The following is a 17,313-nucleotide window of genomic DNA, read 5'->3' as shown; positions in this document are numbered from 1 at the left end:
CGGATACGGTGGTCGGATGCGACTCGGCGTACTCGACATCGGCTCCAACACGGTCCACCTGCTCCTCGTCGACGCGCATCCCGGAGCCCGCCCGGTGCCCTACCGCTCGCACAAGCGCAGCCTCGCGCTCGTCGCCCACCTGGATACGGCCGGCGACATCACCGAGCAGGGCCAGCGCGAGCTGATCTCGTTCGTCGCCGAGGCCGCCGAGGTCGCCCGCGAGCACCGCGCGGAGGACCTGCTCGCCTTCGCCACCTCCGCGGTCCGGGAGGCCGGGAACGGCGCGGCGGTCCTCGAGCGGGTGCGCGCCGAGACCGGGGTTCACCTGCAGGAGCTCGGCGGGGAGGCGGAGGCGTCGGCCACGTTCCTCGCCGTGCGCCGCTGGTTCGGCTGGGGGCGGGCTCGATACTCGGGCTCGACATCGGCGGGGGTTCGTTCGAGCTGGCGAGGGGGTCGACGAAGTGCCCGAGCTCGCAGTCTCGGTGCCGCTGGGTGCTGGGCGCGTGACCCGCGACCTGCTGGTCGGCGATCCCGCCTCCGCCACCAGCGTCAAGGCAGCTCGCCGTCACGCCCGCGAGCTGCTCGCGGAGCCGGTGCGCGCCTTCCTCTCCCTCGGCCGTCCCGACCTCGTCGCGGGCACCTCCAAGACCTTCCGCTCGCTCGCGCGGATCACAGGTGCTGCACCGAGTGCAGCGGGACCGCTGGTGCGCCGGGAGCTGCACCTGGTCGACCTGCGCCTGTGGTCCTCGCGGCTCGCCGCCATCAGCGCCGCCGACCGGTCGGCCCTACCGGGCGTCTCGGCCCTGCGGGCGCCACAGCTGCTCGCCGGTGCGCTGGTGGCCGAGGCGGCGATGGACGCCCTCGGCGTCGAGACGCTGGTGATCTGCCCGTGGGCGACCCGCGAGGGGCTGATCATCCGGCGCTTCGAACTGCTCGACGCGCAGATCCAGCGCGAGGAGCGTCAGACCAGCGCGATGCTGTAGGAGAGGGAACGCTGCTCGCCGGCGCCCAGGACGAGCTGCCGCGGCTTGTCGACGATGTCGCCGTCCCAGCCCTCCGGCGTCGGCACGCCGCGCCAGGGCTCGAGGCAGACGAAGGGGGCGCCGACCGGCTTCCACACGCCCACCACATCGAAGTCGCCCGTGTCGACCTCGACCGAGCGAGCGGCTCCCTCGGCCTCGAGACGGAGCGAGCGGCGGCGCGACTCGTCGAAGATCATGACGCCCTGCTCGAAGTGCGTGTCGTCGACCCTCAGCGCACCGTTCTCGAGCGGCGCCGGGTGACGCTGCTCCAGCAGCAGGTTCTCCGGCGCGCGACGGAACCCCTCCGGCTCGGGCTGCGCGAAGCGGATGCGGTGCTCGCCGCGTGCCGCCGGCAGCGGCAGCGCGAAGGCCGGGTGGTTGCCCACCGACACTCCGAGCGGGCCCGCGCCGCGGTTCTCGACGGTCTGAGTGATCCGCACGGTCGCACCGGTGACGGCGTACGCGATCAGGAGAGTCCAGTCGAAGGGGAACACCGCACGGGTGTCCTGGTCGCTCCGCAGACGGAAGACGGCCTCGTCGGCCGAGACTCCCGCGAGCTCGAAGACCCGATCGCGAGCGATGCCGTGCTGGCCCATCGGGTAGTCGAGCCCCTCGTGGTGGAGCGTGTCGTTCGGCAGCCGGCCGATGATCGGGAACAGCACCGGGGCGTGGCGGCGCCACTCTGGGCCGGCCTGCCAGAGGTACTCACGGCCCTCGCCGTCCCGGAGGGACGTCATCTCGGCACCGGCTGTCGTCAGCGCGATGCGCAGGCTCTCGCTGCCGACGGTGAGAACGGTGGGCTCGGGGGAGTCGCTGCTGCTCATGCTCCGATTCTGCCCGTCACCCGGATCGCGCGGGCGCTCGGCGAGCGTGTCGGGGGTGCGTGGCACGATGGTGCGATGCCCTCCGAGACGCCCTCTGCTCCGTGGCGTGCCCGCGTCGCCGAGCTCAGCGGCTCCCTCGAGGGCGAGGCCGCTCCGGTGCTGACGCCGATCGGCCTGCAGTTCGAGCTGCGGCGGCTGGTGCGTCGCGCCGACGATCCGTGGCGGGCCCCTGCGAGCGAGCGCATCAGCGCGAAGGGCTATGACCCCGACGAGCGGCGGGAGTACCGGCTCGCGACGCGCCCGGTGGTGCGGGGGAGGGGCGGGGCGTGGAACCGCAGCACGCTCACCTGGAAGTCGCTGAACTTCCAGACCCACCGGCTCGCGCTCGATCCCGAGCATCAGCGCTGGTTCGCCGAATTCGCAGCGCTGCACCGCGCCACCCGGACCGTCCACCTCGGCCAGGATCCGGACTGGATCCACCTCGACGACTACGAGAGCCCGCTGCTCTGGCAGCTGCTCGAGCACGCCCACGCGGCCGCGATCCCCCTCCTTGCACCCGAGAAGGGCACCGTCCGGCTCGCGGGCGACGCCCGCCTCGCGATGACCGTGTCCGAGGAGGAGGGCGCGCTGCACCTGCGGCCCGTCCTGCGGATCGACGGCGCCGAGCATCCGCTCGAGTCCGCTCGCCCGATCGCCCGGCACGGGATCTACGCCGTCACGTCGGACGATCCCTCGTCGCTCGTGCTGGCACCGGCTCCCCTGCCCTTCGGCGACGAGGAGCTGAGGCTGCTCGATCACCCCGGCAGCACGGTGGTGCCCGCGCACGACGTCGTCGAGTTCGTCCGCGAGCACCTTCCGCGCTGCGAAGCCGGGTGGCGCTGCGCGACGAAGGGGTGGCGCCCGCGCTCGACCAGCCCGAGCCGCCCCGACTGGTGTGCACCGTCTCGTTCGAGCCCCGGCGGGACGTGCGGGTCGACTGGCACTGGCGGCGATCCCCCGATCGCGCCGGCGAGATCGACGGCACCGCCGACGCGGCCCACGAGCGCGCCGTCCTGCTCAGGGCGCGCTCTGTGCTCGCCGAGGCCGGGTCCGCGCTCGTCCCGGAGCCGGGGTCGAGCGCCGTCCTGCGGGGAGCCGAGGCCGCGGTGTTCGTGGTCGAGCAGCTGCCGGTGCTCGAGGGTGTCGGCGGAGTGCGGGTGGAGCGCGAGGGCGTGGCTCCCGACTACCGCCTCCTGAACGGACCGCTCACGATGACCGTCACGGCTGTGGACACCGAGAGCGCCGACTGGTTCGACCTCGGGGTGGTCGTCACGATCGGCGACGCGACCGTGCCCTTCCTCCCTCTGTTCCGAGCCCTGTCGTCCGGCGGCGACCGCATCCGCCTCGTCGACCACTCCTACCTCTCGCTCGCCCACCCCGGCCTCGACCGCCTGCGCGAGCTGCTGACCCGCGCCGACGAGCTCGGCGAGTGGGAGACGGGCCCCCGGCTCGGCCGTCACCAGACCGCGCTCTGGAACGAGCTGGAGGAGCTGGCCGACGAGAGCATCGCCTCCGACGCGTGGCGTGATGTTCTCGCGTCCGCGCTGGCGGCGGGCTCGCCGACCGAGGTGGAGCCGCCGGCAGGTCTCCGCACCGGCCTTCGGCCCTATCAGCGCGTGGGGTACGCCTGGCTGGTGCACCGCCTCCGCAGCGGTCTGGGCGGGATCCTCGCCGACGACATGGGCCTGGGCAAGACCCTGCAGGCGCTGGCGATGATGCTCGAGGCGGTCGAGGAGGCGCGTCGCACGGGGGAGCGCCGCGCGCCGTTCCTGGTCGTGGCGCCGACGTCGGTCGTGCCGGGTTGGCGCTCGGAGGCCGAGCGCTTCGCGCCGAGCCTGCGAGTGCACATCGTCCGCAGCTCCCGCGAGGGCTCGCTCGAGGCCGTGCCGGCCGACGCCGACGTGGTGCTCACCAGCTACGCCGTTCTCCGGCTCGGCGGCGAGCGGTGGGCATCGCGGACATGGTCGGCTCTCATCCTCGACGAGGCCCAGTTCGTGAAGAACCCCGCCTCAGAGACGCATCGCGCCGCTCGCGGAGTCGGGGCGCCCGTCACCCTCGCTCTCACCGGCACCCCGCTCGAGAACTCCCTCGACGAACTCTGGGCGGTGGTGGCGCTGGTGGCGCCCGGTCTGCTCCCGCCGCTGCGACGGTTCCGCGAGGAGTACACCCGGCCGATCCTGCACGCGGAGGCGCCGGTCGGCATCGCCTCGCCCGATCTCTCCGAGGGTCGCACCGTCGCCCACACCGAGGGAGCGCGCCGCCGGGTCGAACGTCTGCGCCGACGACTCCGCCCGTTCCTCCTCCGTCGCACCAAGGAGGCGGTGGCGCCGGAGCTGCCGGAGAAGCAGGAGCAGACCGTCGAGGTCGTGCTCGCCCCGAGCCATCGGGTGCTCTACGACGGCTACCTCCAGCGCGAGCGGCGCAAGCTGCTGGGCCTCGTCGACGACCTCGACCGTCAGCGCTTCACCGTGTTCCGCTCGCTCACACTGCTGCGCCTGCTGGCGCTCGACGCCTCCCTCATCGACCCGGCGTACCGGCACGTGCCGTCCGCCAAGCTCGAGGCGCTGGTCGAGCAGCTCGGTGACGTCCTCGCCGAGGGACGGCGAGCGCTCGTCTTCAGCACGTTCACCTCCTACCTCGAGCGGGCGGGGGAGCGGCTGCGGGCGAGCGGGATCCCGTTCGTCCAGCTCGACGGATCGACGCGGGATCGGGTCGGGGTGATCGACGAGTTCCGCTCCGGAGCGGCACCCGTCTTCCTGATCAGCCTCAAGGCCGGCGGCACGGGCCTGACCCTCACCGAGGCCGATCACGTCTTCATCCTCGATCCGTGGTGGAACCCCGCGGCCGAGGCCCAGGCGGTCGACAGGGCCCACCGCATCGGTCAGGAGCGGCGGGTCAACGTGTACCGCCTCATCGCTCAGGACACGATCGAGGAGAAGATCGTTCGGCTCCAGGAGCGCAAGGGCCGGCTGAGCGCGGCGGTCCTCGACGAGGGTGAGCTCTTCGCCCGGACGCTGACCGCAGGCGACCTGCGGGAGCTCCTCGCCGAGTGACGACCCCTCCGACGGATCGCCAGCCGCGACCCAGCCTCCGAGCGCACACTGAGCGGATGAGCCGCCGCCGACCCCGTCCCCGCGCCGACTGGGTCGTCGCCCTCGAGACGGGGGAGGACGCGGGCCTCTTCGGACCGGGGAGTGCGGTGTGGGCAGTCAACGGCGGCCTGCCCACGATGGTCGCAGGGGTGCGCGCTCTGCTGATGCAGACCCTGCACGCCGGTGCGATGGCCGGTGTCCACGACCACTCCCGCTACCGCGAGGATCCGATGGGCCGCCTCGACAACACCGTGCGCTGGGTGCTGACGACGAGCTTCGGCGACACGACCGCCGCGCGTGACGCCGCCGGCTGGGTCACGGGCGTCCATGAGCGGATCGTCGGCTCCTACGACGACGCCGACGGTCACGAGCGCTCCTACTCCGCCCAGGACCCGCGGCTGCTGCTCTGGGTGCACGACGCCTTCACCGAGGCGTTCCTCGGGGCGCACAAGATCTGGGGAGGCGCGATCCCGGGCGGACCGGATGCCTACGTCCGCGAATGGGCGGCCTCGGGACGTCTGCTCGGCGTCGAGCACCCGCCCGAGACCGAGGCGGAGCTGCGGGCCCAGCTGGCCGGCTTCGCGGGCGAGCTGAAGCCCGATGAGCGGGTTCGCGAGGCGGTCGGCTTCCTCCGTGACATCCGGCTGCCCGGCGAGGCGGGCGTGGTCTATCCGTTGCTCTTCGCCGGCGCTGTCGCCTCGCTCACCCCCGAGGTGCGGCGCCTGCTCGGTCTGCGGCGGCCGTGGTGGCCGGCGATCACGGCCACTCGTCTCCTCTTCGTGGTCCTGCGGCGTCACCTCGGTCGCGTCCTGCCGAGCGAGCGGGCGGCCCTCGACCGCATCGCCGGTCTGGAGCAGACGGCCGCTCGCAGCTCCTGAGCGGCCGTTCTCGAACACCTGTCCGGGAAGTGGTATGCTTCCGTCGATGACTTCCGCTCGCCTCGCCTCCATGCACGCGGCGGAGTCCCCCTCGTCACCGGGATCCGCCGATCCGCGTGCCCGCCGCACCCGGCGACGCGTGTTCGACGCAGTCGAGCGCATCGTCATGCAGAGCGACGGGGATCGGGCAGAAGGCATCGCGGTGAGCGACATCGTCCGCGAGGCCGGCATCAGCCGCAGCTCGTTCTACGCGCACTTCGACGACGCGGCGGGAGTCGCCTCCGCCCTGCTCCGCGAGGACCTGGTGGTCGCCGACGTGACCGAGTCCGATTCCGCCGACCGCACGGGCGCCGACGCTCTGCAGCGCGGATACTCCCGTCTGGTCGAGCGCCTGGTCGACCGCCACGCCTTCCACGCCCGACTGCGCGCCCGTTCCTCTGCCCGCGTCGCCTCCGACGACGCCGTGCTCGGCACCGCCCTCGCCCTGCACCGCGAGGTGCTCGGCCGGGTCGACGTCCCCGCCGAGGTCGACACCGACCTCACCGCGACCTTCGCCGCGGGAGGGGTGCTCGCCGTAGCGGGAGCCTGGCTCGCCGGCTCGCTCGACGGCACCGACGAGGAGATCGTCGACCACCTGGTGGCGCTCCTCCCGCCCTGGCTCGCCGAAGCGCCGCTGCGGCCCCTGCTTCCCCACTCCCCCCACGCCCCACGATGAAAGGCACGACATGATGACATTCGAGGTCGGCGAGACCCTGGTCTACCCCCACCACGGAGCGGTGACGATCACGGGACTCGAGAAGCGCTCGGTCAAAGGCGTCGAGAAGACGTTCATGACGATGAACGTGCACACCAGCGAGCTCACCATCACCCTCCCCGTCGAGAACGCCGAGCTCGTCGGCGTGCGCGAGATCATCGACGACGCGGGCGTTCAGGCCGTCTACGACGTCCTGCGCAGCGATGTTGCCGAGGAGGCCAGCAACTGGTCGCGCCGCTTCAAGGCCAATCAGGAGAAGATGGCCAGCGGCAGCGTCTACCGCGTCAGCGAGGTCGTCCGCGACCTATGGCGCCGCGAGCAGGCCGGCGGGGTCTCGGCCGGTGAGAAGCGCATGCTCCTCAAGGCCCGTCAGATCCTCGTGTCCGAGCTCTCGCTCGCTCTCAAGGGCACCGACGAGGAGGCCTCGGCCACGCTCGACGAGGTCCTCGCCTCGGCGATCTGACCTCCCGTGGCGGCAGGTCGGCTCATTCGGGCCGGCACGCCGCGATGATCCTCTCGGCCACCTCCTCCGGAGTCGCCGAGCCGTCGATGCGCACGAGCAGGCCCCGCTCGGTGTAGACCTGCTCGAGCGGGGCGGTCTCACGCTCGTAGACGGCGATCCGGGTGCGGACGACCTCGGGATCGTCGTCGGCCCTGCCCTGGTCCGCCGCGCGGGTGTGCAGGCGTGAGAGGACCACCTCGGGATCGGCGCTCAGCATCACGACACAGGAGAGTTCGGCTCCGCGCTCCCGCAACATCCGCTCGAGCTCGTCCACCTGCGCGAGTGTGCGCGGGTAGCCGTCGAGGATGAAGCCCTCGTGCGCGTCCGGTTCGTCGAGCCGCTCCGCGACCAGGGTGTTCGTCACCTCATCGGGGACGTACTCGCCGGCCTCGACCAGAGAGCGCAGACGCCGGCCCAGCTCCGTGCCGTCGGCCACGTGCGCGCGGAACAGCTCGCCCGTCGAGATCGCCGGCACGCCCAGGTCGCGGGCCAGGATCGTCGCCTGGGTGCCCTTGCCCACGCCGGGCGGGCCCATCATGATGACGCGCATCGCTCGTCCTCCTCGGTGTCGTCAGGTGATCGTAACGGTGCTCGGCGGTGAGGCCGGTGACGGCGGCGCCCGTAGGCTGGTCGGACGAGGCGAGGAGGGACGATGCCCGGAGCCGAGCAGGCCGCCCTCGACCTGGCGTCGCTGCTGAGCGAGGTCTCGGCCGAGCTGTCGGCCCGAGGGGTCGCGGATCAGGCTCTCGCCGAGCTGCGTACCCCGCGCCCCGTCCTCGGTTTCCGGAGGAAGCCCGTGATGGCACCGGTCGCCCGCGCCTGGCGCCTCGGAGTCGTGCTGCTGGGGCACGACGGCGAGCTCGCCGCGACGGGCTCGGTCACTCGGGCCGTCGCTCCGCTGCACGCCAACAACCAGTCGGAGTCGCAGGAGGCGCGCCGCGAGATCCGGCGCGCAGCGTTCGACGGACCGTTCCGCGAGGGCGAGATCGTGAACTACGGTTGGCGTCGCCTCGCGACCGACGCGGCCGCGCTCGAGCGCGGCCAGGAGCCGTTGGTGCTGCGAGGCGGTGACGTGCTCGTGCGCTGGGCAGCGGGTTTAGGCGATCAGGGCCTGATGCCCCTGCGCCGCTACCTCGCCGACCGACTCGACCTGCTCGACGCCGACTAGCTCCGGGTCACTCCTCCTCGTCGACCGGGTGGAACCACGGCGGGTACACGGCGACCCTCGGCGAGGCGTCGACGCTCTCGAACAGTGCCTTGACCCGCTTCCGCGCGCGACCGAGGCGACTCCGACCGTCGCTATGCCGTCGAGCGGGAAGCGCTCGGGGACCAGGGCCTCGGCACTGCGCAGCGCCGGCTCGTCGACGAGCAGTCGCGCGAACGTGCGGACGAGCGCGTCGCCCTCCGTGAATCGGGTGAGCACGTGGGAGGCGTCGCCGTCGCTCAGCACGGGGGCGGAGGCGAGCGATCCCACGAGGACCACGAACTGCGAGGCCGTCGTGCCCTGAGCGCTCGGCGACCAGTGCGGCGCGACGCGCTCTCCGCGCAGATCGGCCCAGAGGGCGGCATCGGGGGAAAGGAAGAAGGGGACGAATCCCGCGACGCTCACGCCGTCCTTGACCTGCACGGCACGGCGGTGCTCGCGAGTGGTCGGTGCACTGACGTCGACGGCGGGACGGGAGTCGAGCAGCTCATCGGCGAGGATGGCGCCGGCGGCGACGATCGCCTCGAGGTTGTCGAGGTGGGTCACGTGGTAGATCCGCTGGGCCGCGATGTCGACCTTCGGCAGGGGCTTCTCACGCGCCGTTCCGCGGGCCGCGGCACGCGCGGTCGCCGCTCGGGACGTGCCGGGCACGCGGGCGGGTGCGCGAGTGGCGCGGCCGACGGGCTCGGGGAGCTTGGCGGGGGAGCAGACGTCGCAGAGCGCGATGTCGAGGCCGTGGATGCATTCGGTGGGCACTCTGGAATCCTTCTGCGGGCGGTCTCGGGGGTCCGGCGCAAGGACGACGTTACGCGACCTCGGCGATCGAGCGGCTCGGCGGCGGCGATCAGCGGGCGCGCGACGCCCGGCCGGGCGTCTCCCGGGAAGCGGGCGCGGGGCTTCGGCCGACGCGTAGCGTGAACAGCATGAAGCGCGTACGGCCCGCCGAGGGCCAGGAATCCGTCTGGGACTATCCGCGACCGCCGAGGGTCGAGACGACCCCCGAGCACGTCGTCGTCCGGCTGGGCGGCGTCGTCGTCGCCGAGACCCGGGCGTCGCTCCGTGTGCTCGAGACGAGTCATCCACCCGTCTACTACCTCCCTCTCGCGTCCTTCGCTGCGGAAGCGCTCGAACCGGCGCCGGGTCGCAGCTACTGCGAGTTCAAGGGGGCGGCGGCGTACCTCACCGTGCGGGGCGGTTCAGGAGCTGTGGCCGAGGGCGCCGGCTGGACCTACCCGGAGCCGGCGCCCGGCTTCGAGGCGCTCCGCGGCACGGTGGCGCTCTACCCGGGGCGGATGGACTCGTGCACGGTCGACGGCGAGAGCGTGCAGCCCCAGCCGGGGGACTTCTACGGCGGCTGGATCACGTCCCGCGTGGTCGGTCCCTTCAAGGGGTCGCCCGGCACGATGGGCTGGTGATCCGAGGGCTGCGCCTCCGACAGCGCCGAGGGTGACACAGCGGGTGACACCGCACCGCCGCGGGTACCGCCGTGGAACCCTGGCCGCACCGCCGGTGGTCGGCGGCGAGGAGGCGGGACAGATGGCGGACGCGGCGAGCATCGCGGGTGAGTGGGGCTTCGCGACCCGGCAGCTGCGCCCGGCGGCGGTCGAGGATCCTGTGCGGCTGGTCGCTGCTTCCGCGCATTTCGGCGATGATGCTCTGCTGGCGATCGCCGCCGGGCCGTCGCGCGACCTCGAGCGCGTGAGCTCCTGACCGCGAAGGCCCGGCTCGGGCTGATCGCCGAGCGGAGCGCGTTCGTGGGCACCGCGGAGGAGGTGTCCGACGTCGTCCAGGAGCTGGGCGAGGACGCGTACAACGACGGGCTCGCCTTCTCTGGAGACTTCGACCTGACCACGCTGCACCAGATGCTGGACGAGCTCGTGCCGATCCTGCGACGGCGGGGCATCCTCCGCCGCGGCTACCCGGGAGGCGGGTTGCGGGGAAGCCTCGCCGAGTTCTCGACGAGCATCGTGCGTGCCGCGTCGACTCCCGAGACCTCGAGCGGCCACTCCGGACGCACGAACGTCTCGGGTGTCACCCGGAAGCGCACCTCCTCGACGCCTGCCCCGTCCGAGCCGACGATGCGGCTCGTCCCGTTGGTCCGGTAGCCCAGCGCCTCCGAGACGCGGATCGAACGGGTGTTCCAGGCGAGGGCGGCGCTCTCGGCGACCTCGGCTCCGAGGTGGTCGAAGGCGAGGAGCAGCACGGCTGCCCGCATCTCGCGGCCGAGCCCGCGTCCTTGCGCCGACCGGGTGAGCCACGACCCCGAGGTCAGGGTGCGGGTGGCCGCGAACGCCTCGGCGACGATGTCCTGGCAGCCGATCACCGTTCCGCTCTCGACGACCGCGAACGCCACGTGCCACGACTCCCTGGTGATCCCCGCCCGCTGTTTCCAGTGGAAGCGTGCGTACTCGGCGGGAAGCAGGTCGGCCGGCGCCTGGGCCCACGTCGAGGGGAATGGCGAGCGGCCGATCTCGTGGATGCCCGCGAGCGCCGCTGCCGCGAGCCCGCCGAGGTCGGCGTCGCGCACCGGGTGAAGCTTGAGGCGAGGGGTGCGCAGTTCCAGTGAGAACAGGGGCCAGGGATCGATGCTCATCCGACGACGGTAGCGAACCGGAGGCGCGCGCCCGGCGACCCGGCGCGCCGGTCCTGTGCCGGTCGTGCCGCTCCTGTGCCGGTGGCGGGACTCGAACCCGCACGCCCTCTCGGACAGAGCATTTTGAGTGCCCCGCGTCTGCCATTCCGCCACACCGGCGCACAACGAGCCAGCTGAGAATACCGTAGGCTTCCGTGCGTGACTGACCAGGAACCCTCGTCGACCGCACCCCGTCGGGTCGTCGTCGCCGAAGACGAATCGCTCATCCGCATGGACATCGTGGAGATCCTCCGCGACAACGGCTTCGAGGTCGTCGGCGAGGCCGGAGACGGCGAGACCGCCGTGGCCCTCGCGACCGAGCTCCGTCCCGACCTGGTGATCATGGACGTCAAGATGCCCCAGCTCGACGGCATCTCCGCGGCCGAGCGCCTCTCGAAGGCGCACATCGCCCCGGTCGTCCTCCTCACCGCCTTCAGCCAGAAGGAGCTCGTCGAGCGGGCGAGCGAGGCGGGTGCCCTCGCCTACGTCGTGAAGCCCTTCACTCCCAGCGACCTGCTGCCGGCGATCGAGATCGCCCTCTCGCGCTACGCCCAGATCCTCACCCTCGAGGCCGAGGTCGCCGACATGGTCGAGCGTTTCGAGACTCGCAAGCTCGTCGACCGCGCCAAAGGCCTGCTCAACGAGAAGATGGGGCTCTCCGAGCCCGAAGCCTTCCGCTGGATCCAGAAGGCGTCGATGGATCGTCGCCTCACGATGCACGACGTCGCGCAGGCGATCATCGAGCAGCTGAGCCCGAAGAAGGCCTAGCGCTCCTCAGGCCTAGCGCTCCTCAGGCCCAGCGCTCGTCGGTCGAGCGCTCACCCTGGCGCGGGGCTCACGGCCCGAGGCGATCACGGCCAGAGGCGGGTGCGCTCCCACGGGGAATCGCCTGCGTCCGTCGTTACCGGGCGGTACTCCAGGCGGGTGTGGTCCTGCTCGGGGGCGCTCGACCCCTGCCAGAACTCGATCCGCTCCGGGACCACCCGGTAGACCGCCCAGTCGCGATCGAGCGTCGCGGGCGAGCATCCGATGGCGACGCTGGTCTGCAGCGTGACGAGTCCGAAGTCCGCGGCGCTGCGCATCGGCTCGCTCTGGCGCCCGACGAGGAGAGCCGTGCGCGCAGGTTCAGAGCGGCGGCGGAAATCGTCGGCGGACTCCTGTGCAGAGGCGCGTTCACTGCGGCCCTCGACGCGGACCTGCCGGCCCTGCACCGGCCAGAAGAAGGTGAGCGCGGCATGCGGGTTCGCCTCCATCGCGCGCCCCTTCGGGCTGGAGGCGTGGGTCGAGAACGCCCAGCCCGCTTCGTCGATCTCGCGCAGCACGAGCACGCGTGCAGAGACGGTGCCGTCGTCGGCGGCGGTGGAGAGCGTCGCGGCGTGGGGGAGGAGCTGCCCCGCGCCCTTCGCCTCCTCGAGCCACAGCCCGAACAGCTCGATCGGGTTGGCCGGAGCCGCCTCCGCGTCGAACGGAGGCAGCTCGGAGGGCAGGGGCGGGAGGCTCTTGAGGAGTTGGCGAAGGCTCACCCGCTCAGTGTCGCCCCTCGGGCTCGGAGAGGACAGTCGCGCGCGGTCGCTTGACAGCGCCACCGAAACCAGTGTTACGGTGAAGAAGGCCGCTCATGAGGGGGTTTTCTCGAATCAATGCACAATTCATACTAATAACGTTGTATTGGTTGTGAACCAGCAGAAAAATTTTGGGTGGCTTTTCTATTTCACATCAATAAGCGTGGGGTACATATGCTGAAAGAAAAACATTGTCTCTTATGCTTGCGGCAGTGACTGTCGCAGGTTCAATTTTCGGTTCCGCCCACGTGGCGGATGCTCAGATATCGCAAAGAAGCAACTCGCAATCGGGCGAAGTGCTTCCCGCGGCAGACGAAGCAATTCGAGCGCTGGATTCTCTTAACCTACTCGCGACCGATTCTCTGCTGTCTGACCGTGCGCTCACGGCCCCTGAGGTAGACAAGCAGGCACGTCTCGGCGGGGAAAAGAATTCCGCCCTGGCTTCTGAGACTCTCAGTGAGAGCGACGGACTCTCAATCTCGACTCCTCAGGGCGAGGTGGGTATGACCCCTGCAAATCTCGGCAAGGGAAGGCGGGTCGACTCCGGCGTCATGCTCTTCCCAGACGAGCACGCAAATGTAGTCATGACTAGCTCTCAAGATGCGTCGGCGGCGGCGGGCTATGTTGTCATCCCGGGAGCAGATTCTCCTACTGAGTATCGGTTCTCTTTTACAGCAAATAATGCCCCTGCCGAACTCGAGTTAACCAGTAGGGGTGGTGTGCTCATCAAGGACGAGGAGGGAAACGTCCTGAATTCGGTCGCGCCGCCGTGGGCTCGAGGCTCTGACGGCGCCGATGTCGAAACCTGGTACGAGGTAGACGGAGACGAACTCGTGCAGCATGTGCAGCACGCCGGTGCTAGTTATCCAGTGGTCGCTGATCCCAGTCTCGAATGTGATGCCGCGTTGTGCACGCTACTGTACAGTCGCTCGGACACTCAGCGTCTAGCAAATGAGTCTAACTTCGCCGCCGCGGTGCTCTCGGCCGCGTGTGGGTCGGCAGCCTGGGCCTGCGGTCTTGCCGCGGGGGTTGCGATCGATGCCGCGAACCGGGCGGATAATGAGGGAAAATGCGTCGGAATCCGCCATTTGCACTACGTGGCTGCCGCATCTTTCCCCGTCGTGGAACCTTGCAGGGAGTAGGAAATGTCGCACACTTCTGCAGTTCGCGAGTCGAGATGGGGTCAACCTCGGACCAGGCTCGGCTTACTTCTCTTCACAGTCTCGCTCGTCATCGTGCTCGCGGTCGGGGCATCTCGATCGGTCATCGAGACGACGGCGCCCGCTGTGGTCCTGATAGGCGGTCTACTGCTCCTCGCGTTCCTACCTCGAGCGATCCCGCCATCCTCGGAAGGGAAGTGGGCATGGTTCCTTGAACGAATCAGCACGGCGTCCGCGGCGCGCGCGTACTACGTCCAGCTGGCGATAGGCGTCGCAGGCATGGTGCTCGCCTTTCAGCTCGGAGTGCCGATGGCGTCCTTCGTCGCGGCGGGAGTCGTCGCAGTCCTCGGAGCGGCCCTCGACATCACCTCCCGTAGCGAGGCCTGACAGGTCGAGGCGGGGCCCCTTCAGCGGGCGTCGCGGAGGATGTTGGTGATCCGGACGGTGGAGAGGCGGCGCCCCTCCTGATCCCGCACGACGATCTCGTGCGTGGTCAGGGTGGTGCCGAGGTGCAGGGCGTCGCAGGTGGCGATCACGAAACCCGAGCGCACGGAGCGGCTGTGGCTCGCGTTCAGCTCGATGCCCATCGCGAGCCGGCCCTTGCCCGCGTGGACGTTCGCCGCGATCGACCCCATCGACTCCGCCAGCACCACGTGAGCACCGCCGTGCAGGATGCCGACCGGCTGCCGATTGCCCTCGACGGGCATCGACGCGACCGAGTGCCGCGGCGTGAGCTCGTGCCAGACGATCCCCATCCGTTCGGCGAGTTCGCCCATGCCGCGGCCGATCCCGGTGACCAGGTCGAGTGAGGGCGGGCGGATCCAGGCGGTCGTGCTGGGGGTCGGCTCGGTCACGTCGCTCCTCGCGCTGGAGCCTCGGAACGGCCCTGACCGGCGGGCGCGAGCGGGCCGATCCGGTGTCGGAGGCGCTGTGTAGTCTGGCCGTGTGTCAGATCCGGAACAGCCTACCCTCCTGCTCGTCGACGGCCATTCCTTGGCGTTCCGGGCCTTCTATGCGCTCCCGGTCGACAGCTTCCAGACCCGCGACGGCCAGCACACGAACGCCATCCACGGCTTCCTGTCGATGCTGATTCTGCTGCTGAAGAACGAGAAGCCCACCCACCTCGGCGTCGCGTTCGACATCTCGCGGTACTCGTTCCGCACCCGCGAGTACCCCGAGTACAAGGGCACCCGCGGCGAGACCCCGCCCGAGTTCAAGGGCCAGGTCCCCCTCCTCGAGGAGGCGCTGCACGCGATGAACATCCGCACCGTCTCGAAGGAGGACTTCGAGGCCGACGACATCCTCGCCACCCTCGCCCGTCAGGGGGCCGAGGCCGGCTTCCGCGTGCTCGTCGTCTCGGGCGACCGCGACACCATCCAGCTGGTCACCCCCGAGGTCACGTTGCTCTACCCCTCCACGCAGGGCGTCTCGCAGCTCACGCGCTACGACCGCGACAAGGTGTTCGAGAAGTACGGCGTCGAACCGCATCAGTACCCCGAGATCGCCGCGCTCGTCGGCGAGACGAGCGACAACCTGCCCGGAGTCGACAAGGTCGGTCCGAAGACTGCGGCGAAGTGGGTGAACCAATACGGCACGGTTGCCGACATCATCGCGCACGCGAACGAGATCAAGGGTGTCGTCGGCGAGAAGCTGCGCGAGCAGAAGGAGAACGCCCTCCGCAACCGCCGGCTCAACCGCCTCATCACCGATGTCGAGCTGCCGCTGGGCCCCGTCGACCTCGCTCGCCGCCCCATCGATCCCGAAGCCGTCCGCGAGATCTTCAGCCGCCTCGAGTTCAAGACCCTGCAGGAGCGGGTGCTCACCATCGCCGCCGAGGAGGGCGTCGACGGCGCAGCCGCCGCTCTCGCCGGCGACGTCGTGACGACGACCGCCCCCGCGGTGCGCACGCTGGTCGACGAGGAGCTCGCGCACTGGCTCGACCGGGTGTCCGCGCAGGGAACGGCGCCCGTCGCCGTGCAGGTGCAGCTGGGGGCGGATGGACTCGAGGGAGTGGGCCTCGCCGTCGAGAGGGAGACCGCCTTCGTGCCCTGGGCGGCCGAGCGGCCTGACTACACCGCACTCGAGGAGTGGCTTGCGGGCCGCGCGCCAAGTACTTCGCCGACGCCAAGCCGCAGATCAAGGCGCTCCGCCGGGCGGGACTGCCGGTCGCGGGCCTGGCCTTCGACACCCGGGTCGCCTCCTGGCTGCTGCAGCCTTCCGGGCACCCGGCGACCCTGGCCGCGCAGGTCGCGCAACACCTCGACGAAACCATGGCTCAGGGAGACCCGGACCAGCTCGTCCCCGCGGTCGAGCCGATGGGTCCGGCCACCGAGGCCTGGTACGCGTACCGGCTCGTGGGCGCGCTCACGGAGCGGCTCGGCGAGGGGATGCTGTCGGTGCTGGTCGACATCGAGCTGCCGATCGTGCAGGTCCTCGCGACGATGGAGCTCACGGGGGTCGCGATCGACGCCGAGGTCCTCGCACGCCTCCGCGGCGAGCTGACGCTCACCGCCGCCGAGCTCGCGAGTCGGGCCTTCGCCGAGATCGGGCATGAGATGAACCTCGGCTCGCCCAAGCAGCTCCAGCAGGTGCTGTTCGGTGAACTCGACATGCCTCGGACCCGCGCGACAAAGACCGGCTACACGACCGACGCCTCCGCCCTCGCCGATCTGCAAGAGTCGCACTCCCAGCCCTACCTCGGCCTGCTGCTCGAGCACCGCGACGCGACGAAGCTCAAGCAGATCATCGAGACGCTCGAGAAGTCGGTCACCGCCGACCGCCGGATCCACACCAGCTACGACCAGACCGGCACGGCCACGGGCCGCATCTCGTCGAACGACCCGAACCTCCAGAACATCCCGGTCCGCAGCGACGTGGGTCGTCGCATCCGCACCGCTTTCGTGCACAGCGCCGAGGCGAGCACTCTGCTCACGGCCGACTACTCGCAGATCGAGATGCGGATCATGGCGCATCTGTCGCGCGATGCCGGATTGATCGAAGCGTTCCAGAGCGGCGAGGACCTGCACCGCTTCGTCGGTGCCCGCATCTTCGGTGTCGAGCCGGGCGACGTCACCTCGGCCATGCGCAACAAGGTCAAGGCGATGTCCTACGGCCTCGCCTACGGTCTGAGCGCGTTCGGCCTCTCGAAGCAGCTCCGGATCTCGAGCGCCGAGGCGAAACAGCTGATGACCGACTACTTCGTCCGCTTCGGCGCCGTCCGCGACTACCTCCGCAGCGTGGTCGAGCAGGCTCGTGAGACCGGCTACACCGAGACCATCTTTGGACGCCGTCGACCCTTCCCCGACCTCCAGAGCACGAACCGCGTCCTCCGCGACAACGCGGAGCGAGCCGCTCTCAACTCGCCCATCCAGGGCTCGGCGGCCGACATCATGAAGCGCGCGATGATCGGCGTGCAGTCCGATCTCCAGCAGCGCGAGCTGGGCTCGCGGATGCTGCTCCAGGTGCACGACGAGCTCATCTTCGACGTTGCTCCCGGCGAGGAGTCGGTTCTCGAGGAGATCGTGCGCGCACGGATGGCGGGCGCCGCCGATCTGAGCGTGCCGCTCGAGGTCCAGGTCGGTCACGGAGCGGACTGGGACGTCGCAGCGCACTGAGCCGGAGGACGTAGGAGCGCCTGGCTAGGC

The 17,313-nt window shown here is 70.6% G+C and carries 17 protein-coding genes, 1 tRNA gene and 2 pseudogenes; 13 read left to right on the top strand and 7 right to left on the bottom strand.

The genetic code is table 11. The features are described 5' to 3' along the window. Positions 1-16 precede the first annotated feature (16 nt). Positions 17-983, top strand: a pseudogene (locus ACH61_RS15970) (Ppx/GppA family phosphatase). Here ACH61_RS15970 and ACH61_RS01970 read toward each other — a convergent pair. Further along, positions 962-1,846 carry an aldose 1-epimerase family protein gene (locus ACH61_RS01970; protein WP_068207953.1) on the bottom strand — a complete coding sequence of 295 codons (885 nt, stop codon included), beginning with the start codon at positions 1,844-1,846 and terminating at the stop codon, positions 962-964. The pseudogene ACH61_RS15970 and the gene ACH61_RS01970 overlap by 22 nt on opposite strands. A gap of 75 nt (positions 1,847-1,921) precedes the next feature. On the opposite strand from ACH61_RS01970, the gene ACH61_RS17200 reads away from it, so the two are divergent. Genes ACH61_RS17200 through ACH61_RS01950 form a run of 5 tightly spaced genes read left to right on the top strand, consistent with a single transcriptional unit; the run spans position 1,922 to position 7,072 of the window. After that, on the top strand, positions 1,922-3,082 hold the full coding sequence (locus ACH61_RS17200; RefSeq protein WP_161489617.1) for a hypothetical protein: 1,161 nt from the start codon (positions 1,922-1,924) through the stop codon (positions 3,080-3,082). Continuing rightward, a complete protein-coding gene (locus ACH61_RS01965) occupies positions 2,998-4,938 on the top strand; it encodes a DEAD/DEAH box helicase (protein WP_161489616.1) in 1,941 nt (646 codons plus the stop codon). Before ACH61_RS17200 ends, ACH61_RS01965 begins: the two co-directional genes overlap by 85 nt. Before the next feature lie 56 nt (positions 4,939-4,994). Beyond that, positions 4,995-5,855, top strand: coding sequence for an oxygenase MpaB family protein (locus tag ACH61_RS01960; protein WP_068207916.1), 861 nt, complete (start codon positions 4,995-4,997; stop codon positions 5,853-5,855). A 46-nt stretch (positions 5,856-5,901) separates the two neighbouring features. Beyond that, the gene (locus ACH61_RS01955; protein WP_161489615.1) at positions 5,902-6,570 is read left to right on the top strand and encodes a TetR/AcrR family transcriptional regulator; all 669 of its coding nucleotides are present in this window, start codon (positions 5,902-5,904) and stop codon (positions 6,568-6,570) included. A 13-nt stretch (positions 6,571-6,583) separates the two neighbouring features. Continuing rightward, a complete protein-coding gene (locus tag ACH61_RS01950) occupies positions 6,584-7,072 on the top strand; it encodes a CarD family transcriptional regulator (RefSeq protein ID WP_068207950.1) in 489 nt (162 codons plus the stop codon). 22 nt (positions 7,073-7,094) lie between these two features. Here the strand turns inward: ACH61_RS01950 and ACH61_RS01945 are convergent, their stop codons facing one another. Beyond that, positions 7,095-7,661 carry an adenylate kinase gene (locus ACH61_RS01945; RefSeq protein ID WP_068207910.1) on the bottom strand — a complete coding sequence of 189 codons (567 nt, stop codon included), beginning with the start codon at positions 7,659-7,661 and terminating at the stop codon, positions 7,095-7,097. Positions 7,662-7,763: 102 nt separating this feature from the next. On the opposite strand from ACH61_RS01945, the gene ACH61_RS01940 reads away from it, so the two are divergent. After that, positions 7,764-8,279 carry a hypothetical protein gene (locus ACH61_RS01940; RefSeq protein WP_068207908.1) on the top strand — a complete coding sequence of 172 codons (516 nt, stop codon included), beginning with the start codon at positions 7,764-7,766 and terminating at the stop codon, positions 8,277-8,279. Here the strand turns inward: ACH61_RS01940 and ACH61_RS01935 are convergent. Next, on the bottom strand, positions 8,208-9,071 hold the full coding sequence (locus tag ACH61_RS01935) for a DarT ssDNA thymidine ADP-ribosyltransferase family protein (RefSeq protein ID WP_068207907.1): 864 nt from the start codon (positions 9,069-9,071) through the stop codon (positions 8,208-8,210). The genes ACH61_RS01940 and ACH61_RS01935 overlap by 72 nt on opposite strands. 167 nt (positions 9,072-9,238) lie before the next feature. Here ACH61_RS01935 and ACH61_RS01930 point away from each other — a divergent pair, with 167 nt between their 5' ends. Then, positions 9,239-9,730 carry a DUF427 domain-containing protein gene (locus ACH61_RS01930; RefSeq protein ID WP_068207944.1) on the top strand — a complete coding sequence of 164 codons (492 nt, stop codon included), beginning with the start codon at positions 9,239-9,241 and terminating at the stop codon, positions 9,728-9,730. A gap of 43 nt (positions 9,731-9,773) precedes the next feature. After that, positions 9,774-10,025, top strand: coding sequence for a hypothetical protein (locus ACH61_RS01925; protein WP_132504355.1), 252 nt, complete (start codon positions 9,774-9,776; stop codon positions 10,023-10,025). 205 nt (positions 10,026-10,230) lie between these two features. Here ACH61_RS01925 and ACH61_RS01920 read toward each other — a convergent pair whose 3' ends face one another. Both ACH61_RS01920 and ACH61_RS01915 read right to left on the bottom strand, forming a co-directional pair. Further along, positions 10,231-10,908 carry a GNAT family N-acetyltransferase gene (locus ACH61_RS01920; protein ID WP_068207902.1) on the bottom strand — a complete coding sequence of 226 codons (678 nt, stop codon included), beginning with the start codon at positions 10,906-10,908 and terminating at the stop codon, positions 10,231-10,233. 76 nt (positions 10,909-10,984) lie between these two features. Beyond that, positions 10,985-11,067, bottom strand: a tRNA-Leu gene (locus ACH61_RS01915). Positions 11,068-11,106: 39 nt separating this feature from the next. On the opposite strand from ACH61_RS01915, the gene ACH61_RS01910 reads away from it, so the two are divergent. Next, positions 11,107-11,715: an ANTAR domain-containing response regulator gene (locus ACH61_RS01910; RefSeq protein WP_068207899.1), complete on the top strand. Its 609-nt coding sequence runs from the start codon at positions 11,107-11,109 to the stop codon at positions 11,713-11,715. Positions 11,716-11,798: 83 nt separating this feature from the next. On the opposite strand, the gene ACH61_RS01905 is transcribed toward ACH61_RS01910, so the two are convergent. Next, positions 11,799-12,470 carry a pyridoxine/pyridoxamine 5'-phosphate oxidase gene (locus ACH61_RS01905; protein WP_158286068.1) on the bottom strand — a complete coding sequence of 224 codons (672 nt, stop codon included), beginning with the start codon at positions 12,468-12,470 and terminating at the stop codon, positions 11,799-11,801. A gap of 251 nt (positions 12,471-12,721) precedes the next feature. Here ACH61_RS01905 and ACH61_RS16670 point away from each other — a divergent pair, with 251 nt between their 5' ends. Further along, a complete protein-coding gene (locus ACH61_RS16670) occupies positions 12,722-13,651 on the top strand; it encodes a hypothetical protein (RefSeq protein WP_132504353.1) in 930 nt (309 codons plus the stop codon). Between the two features lie 93 nt (positions 13,652-13,744). Next, positions 13,745-14,056 carry a hypothetical protein gene (locus ACH61_RS16665; protein WP_153038775.1) on the top strand — a complete coding sequence of 104 codons (312 nt, stop codon included), beginning with the start codon at positions 13,745-13,747 and terminating at the stop codon, positions 14,054-14,056. Positions 14,057-14,076: 20 nt separating this feature from the next. On the opposite strand, the gene ACH61_RS01900 is transcribed toward ACH61_RS16665, so the two are convergent. Further along, on the bottom strand, positions 14,077-14,523 hold the full coding sequence (locus tag ACH61_RS01900; RefSeq protein WP_413784017.1) for a PaaI family thioesterase: 447 nt from the start codon (positions 14,521-14,523) through the stop codon (positions 14,077-14,079). A gap of 91 nt (positions 14,524-14,614) precedes the next feature. Between ACH61_RS01900 and polA the strand changes: the two are divergent. Next, a pseudogene (polA, locus tag ACH61_RS01895) lies at positions 14,615-17,283 on the top strand (DNA polymerase I). Positions 17,284-17,313 lie beyond the last annotated feature (30 nt).

This window comes from Rathayibacter tanaceti (genome assembly GCF_001634385.1).
Lineage (GTDB): Bacteria > Actinomycetota > Actinomycetes > Actinomycetales > Microbacteriaceae > Rathayibacter > Rathayibacter tanaceti.
Note: the sequence above shows the minus strand (reverse complement) of the source record. Positions and strands in the feature narration are given on the sequence as shown.

What these genes read in the sequence shown, in the direction of transcription:
- ACH61_RS01970 (WP_068207953.1), bottom strand. Translation starts at nt 1,846, where the DNA reads ATGAGCAGCAGCGACTCCCCCGAGCCCACCGTTCTCACCGTCGGCAGC.
- ACH61_RS17200 (WP_161489617.1), top strand. Translation starts at nt 1,922, where the DNA reads ATGCCCTCCGAGACGCCCTCTGCTCCGTGGCGTGCCCGCGTCGCCGAG.
- ACH61_RS01960 (WP_068207916.1), top strand. Translation starts at nt 4,995, where the DNA reads ATGAGCCGCCGCCGACCCCGTCCCCGCGCCGACTGGGTCGTCGCCCTC.
- ACH61_RS01955 (WP_161489615.1), top strand. Translation starts at nt 5,902, where the DNA reads ATGACTTCCGCTCGCCTCGCCTCCATGCACGCGGCGGAGTCCCCCTCG.
- ACH61_RS01950 (WP_068207950.1), top strand. Translation starts at nt 6,584, where the DNA reads ATGACATTCGAGGTCGGCGAGACCCTGGTCTACCCCCACCACGGAGCG.
- ACH61_RS01945 (WP_068207910.1), bottom strand. Translation starts at nt 7,661, where the DNA reads ATGCGCGTCATCATGATGGGCCCGCCCGGCGTGGGCAAGGGCACCCAG.
- ACH61_RS01940 (WP_068207908.1), top strand. Translation starts at nt 7,764, where the DNA reads ATGCCCGGAGCCGAGCAGGCCGCCCTCGACCTGGCGTCGCTGCTGAGC.
- ACH61_RS01930 (WP_068207944.1), top strand. Translation starts at nt 9,239, where the DNA reads ATGAAGCGCGTACGGCCCGCCGAGGGCCAGGAATCCGTCTGGGACTAT.
- ACH61_RS01920 (WP_068207902.1), bottom strand. Translation starts at nt 10,908, where the DNA reads ATGAGCATCGATCCCTGGCCCCTGTTCTCACTGGAACTGCGCACCCCT.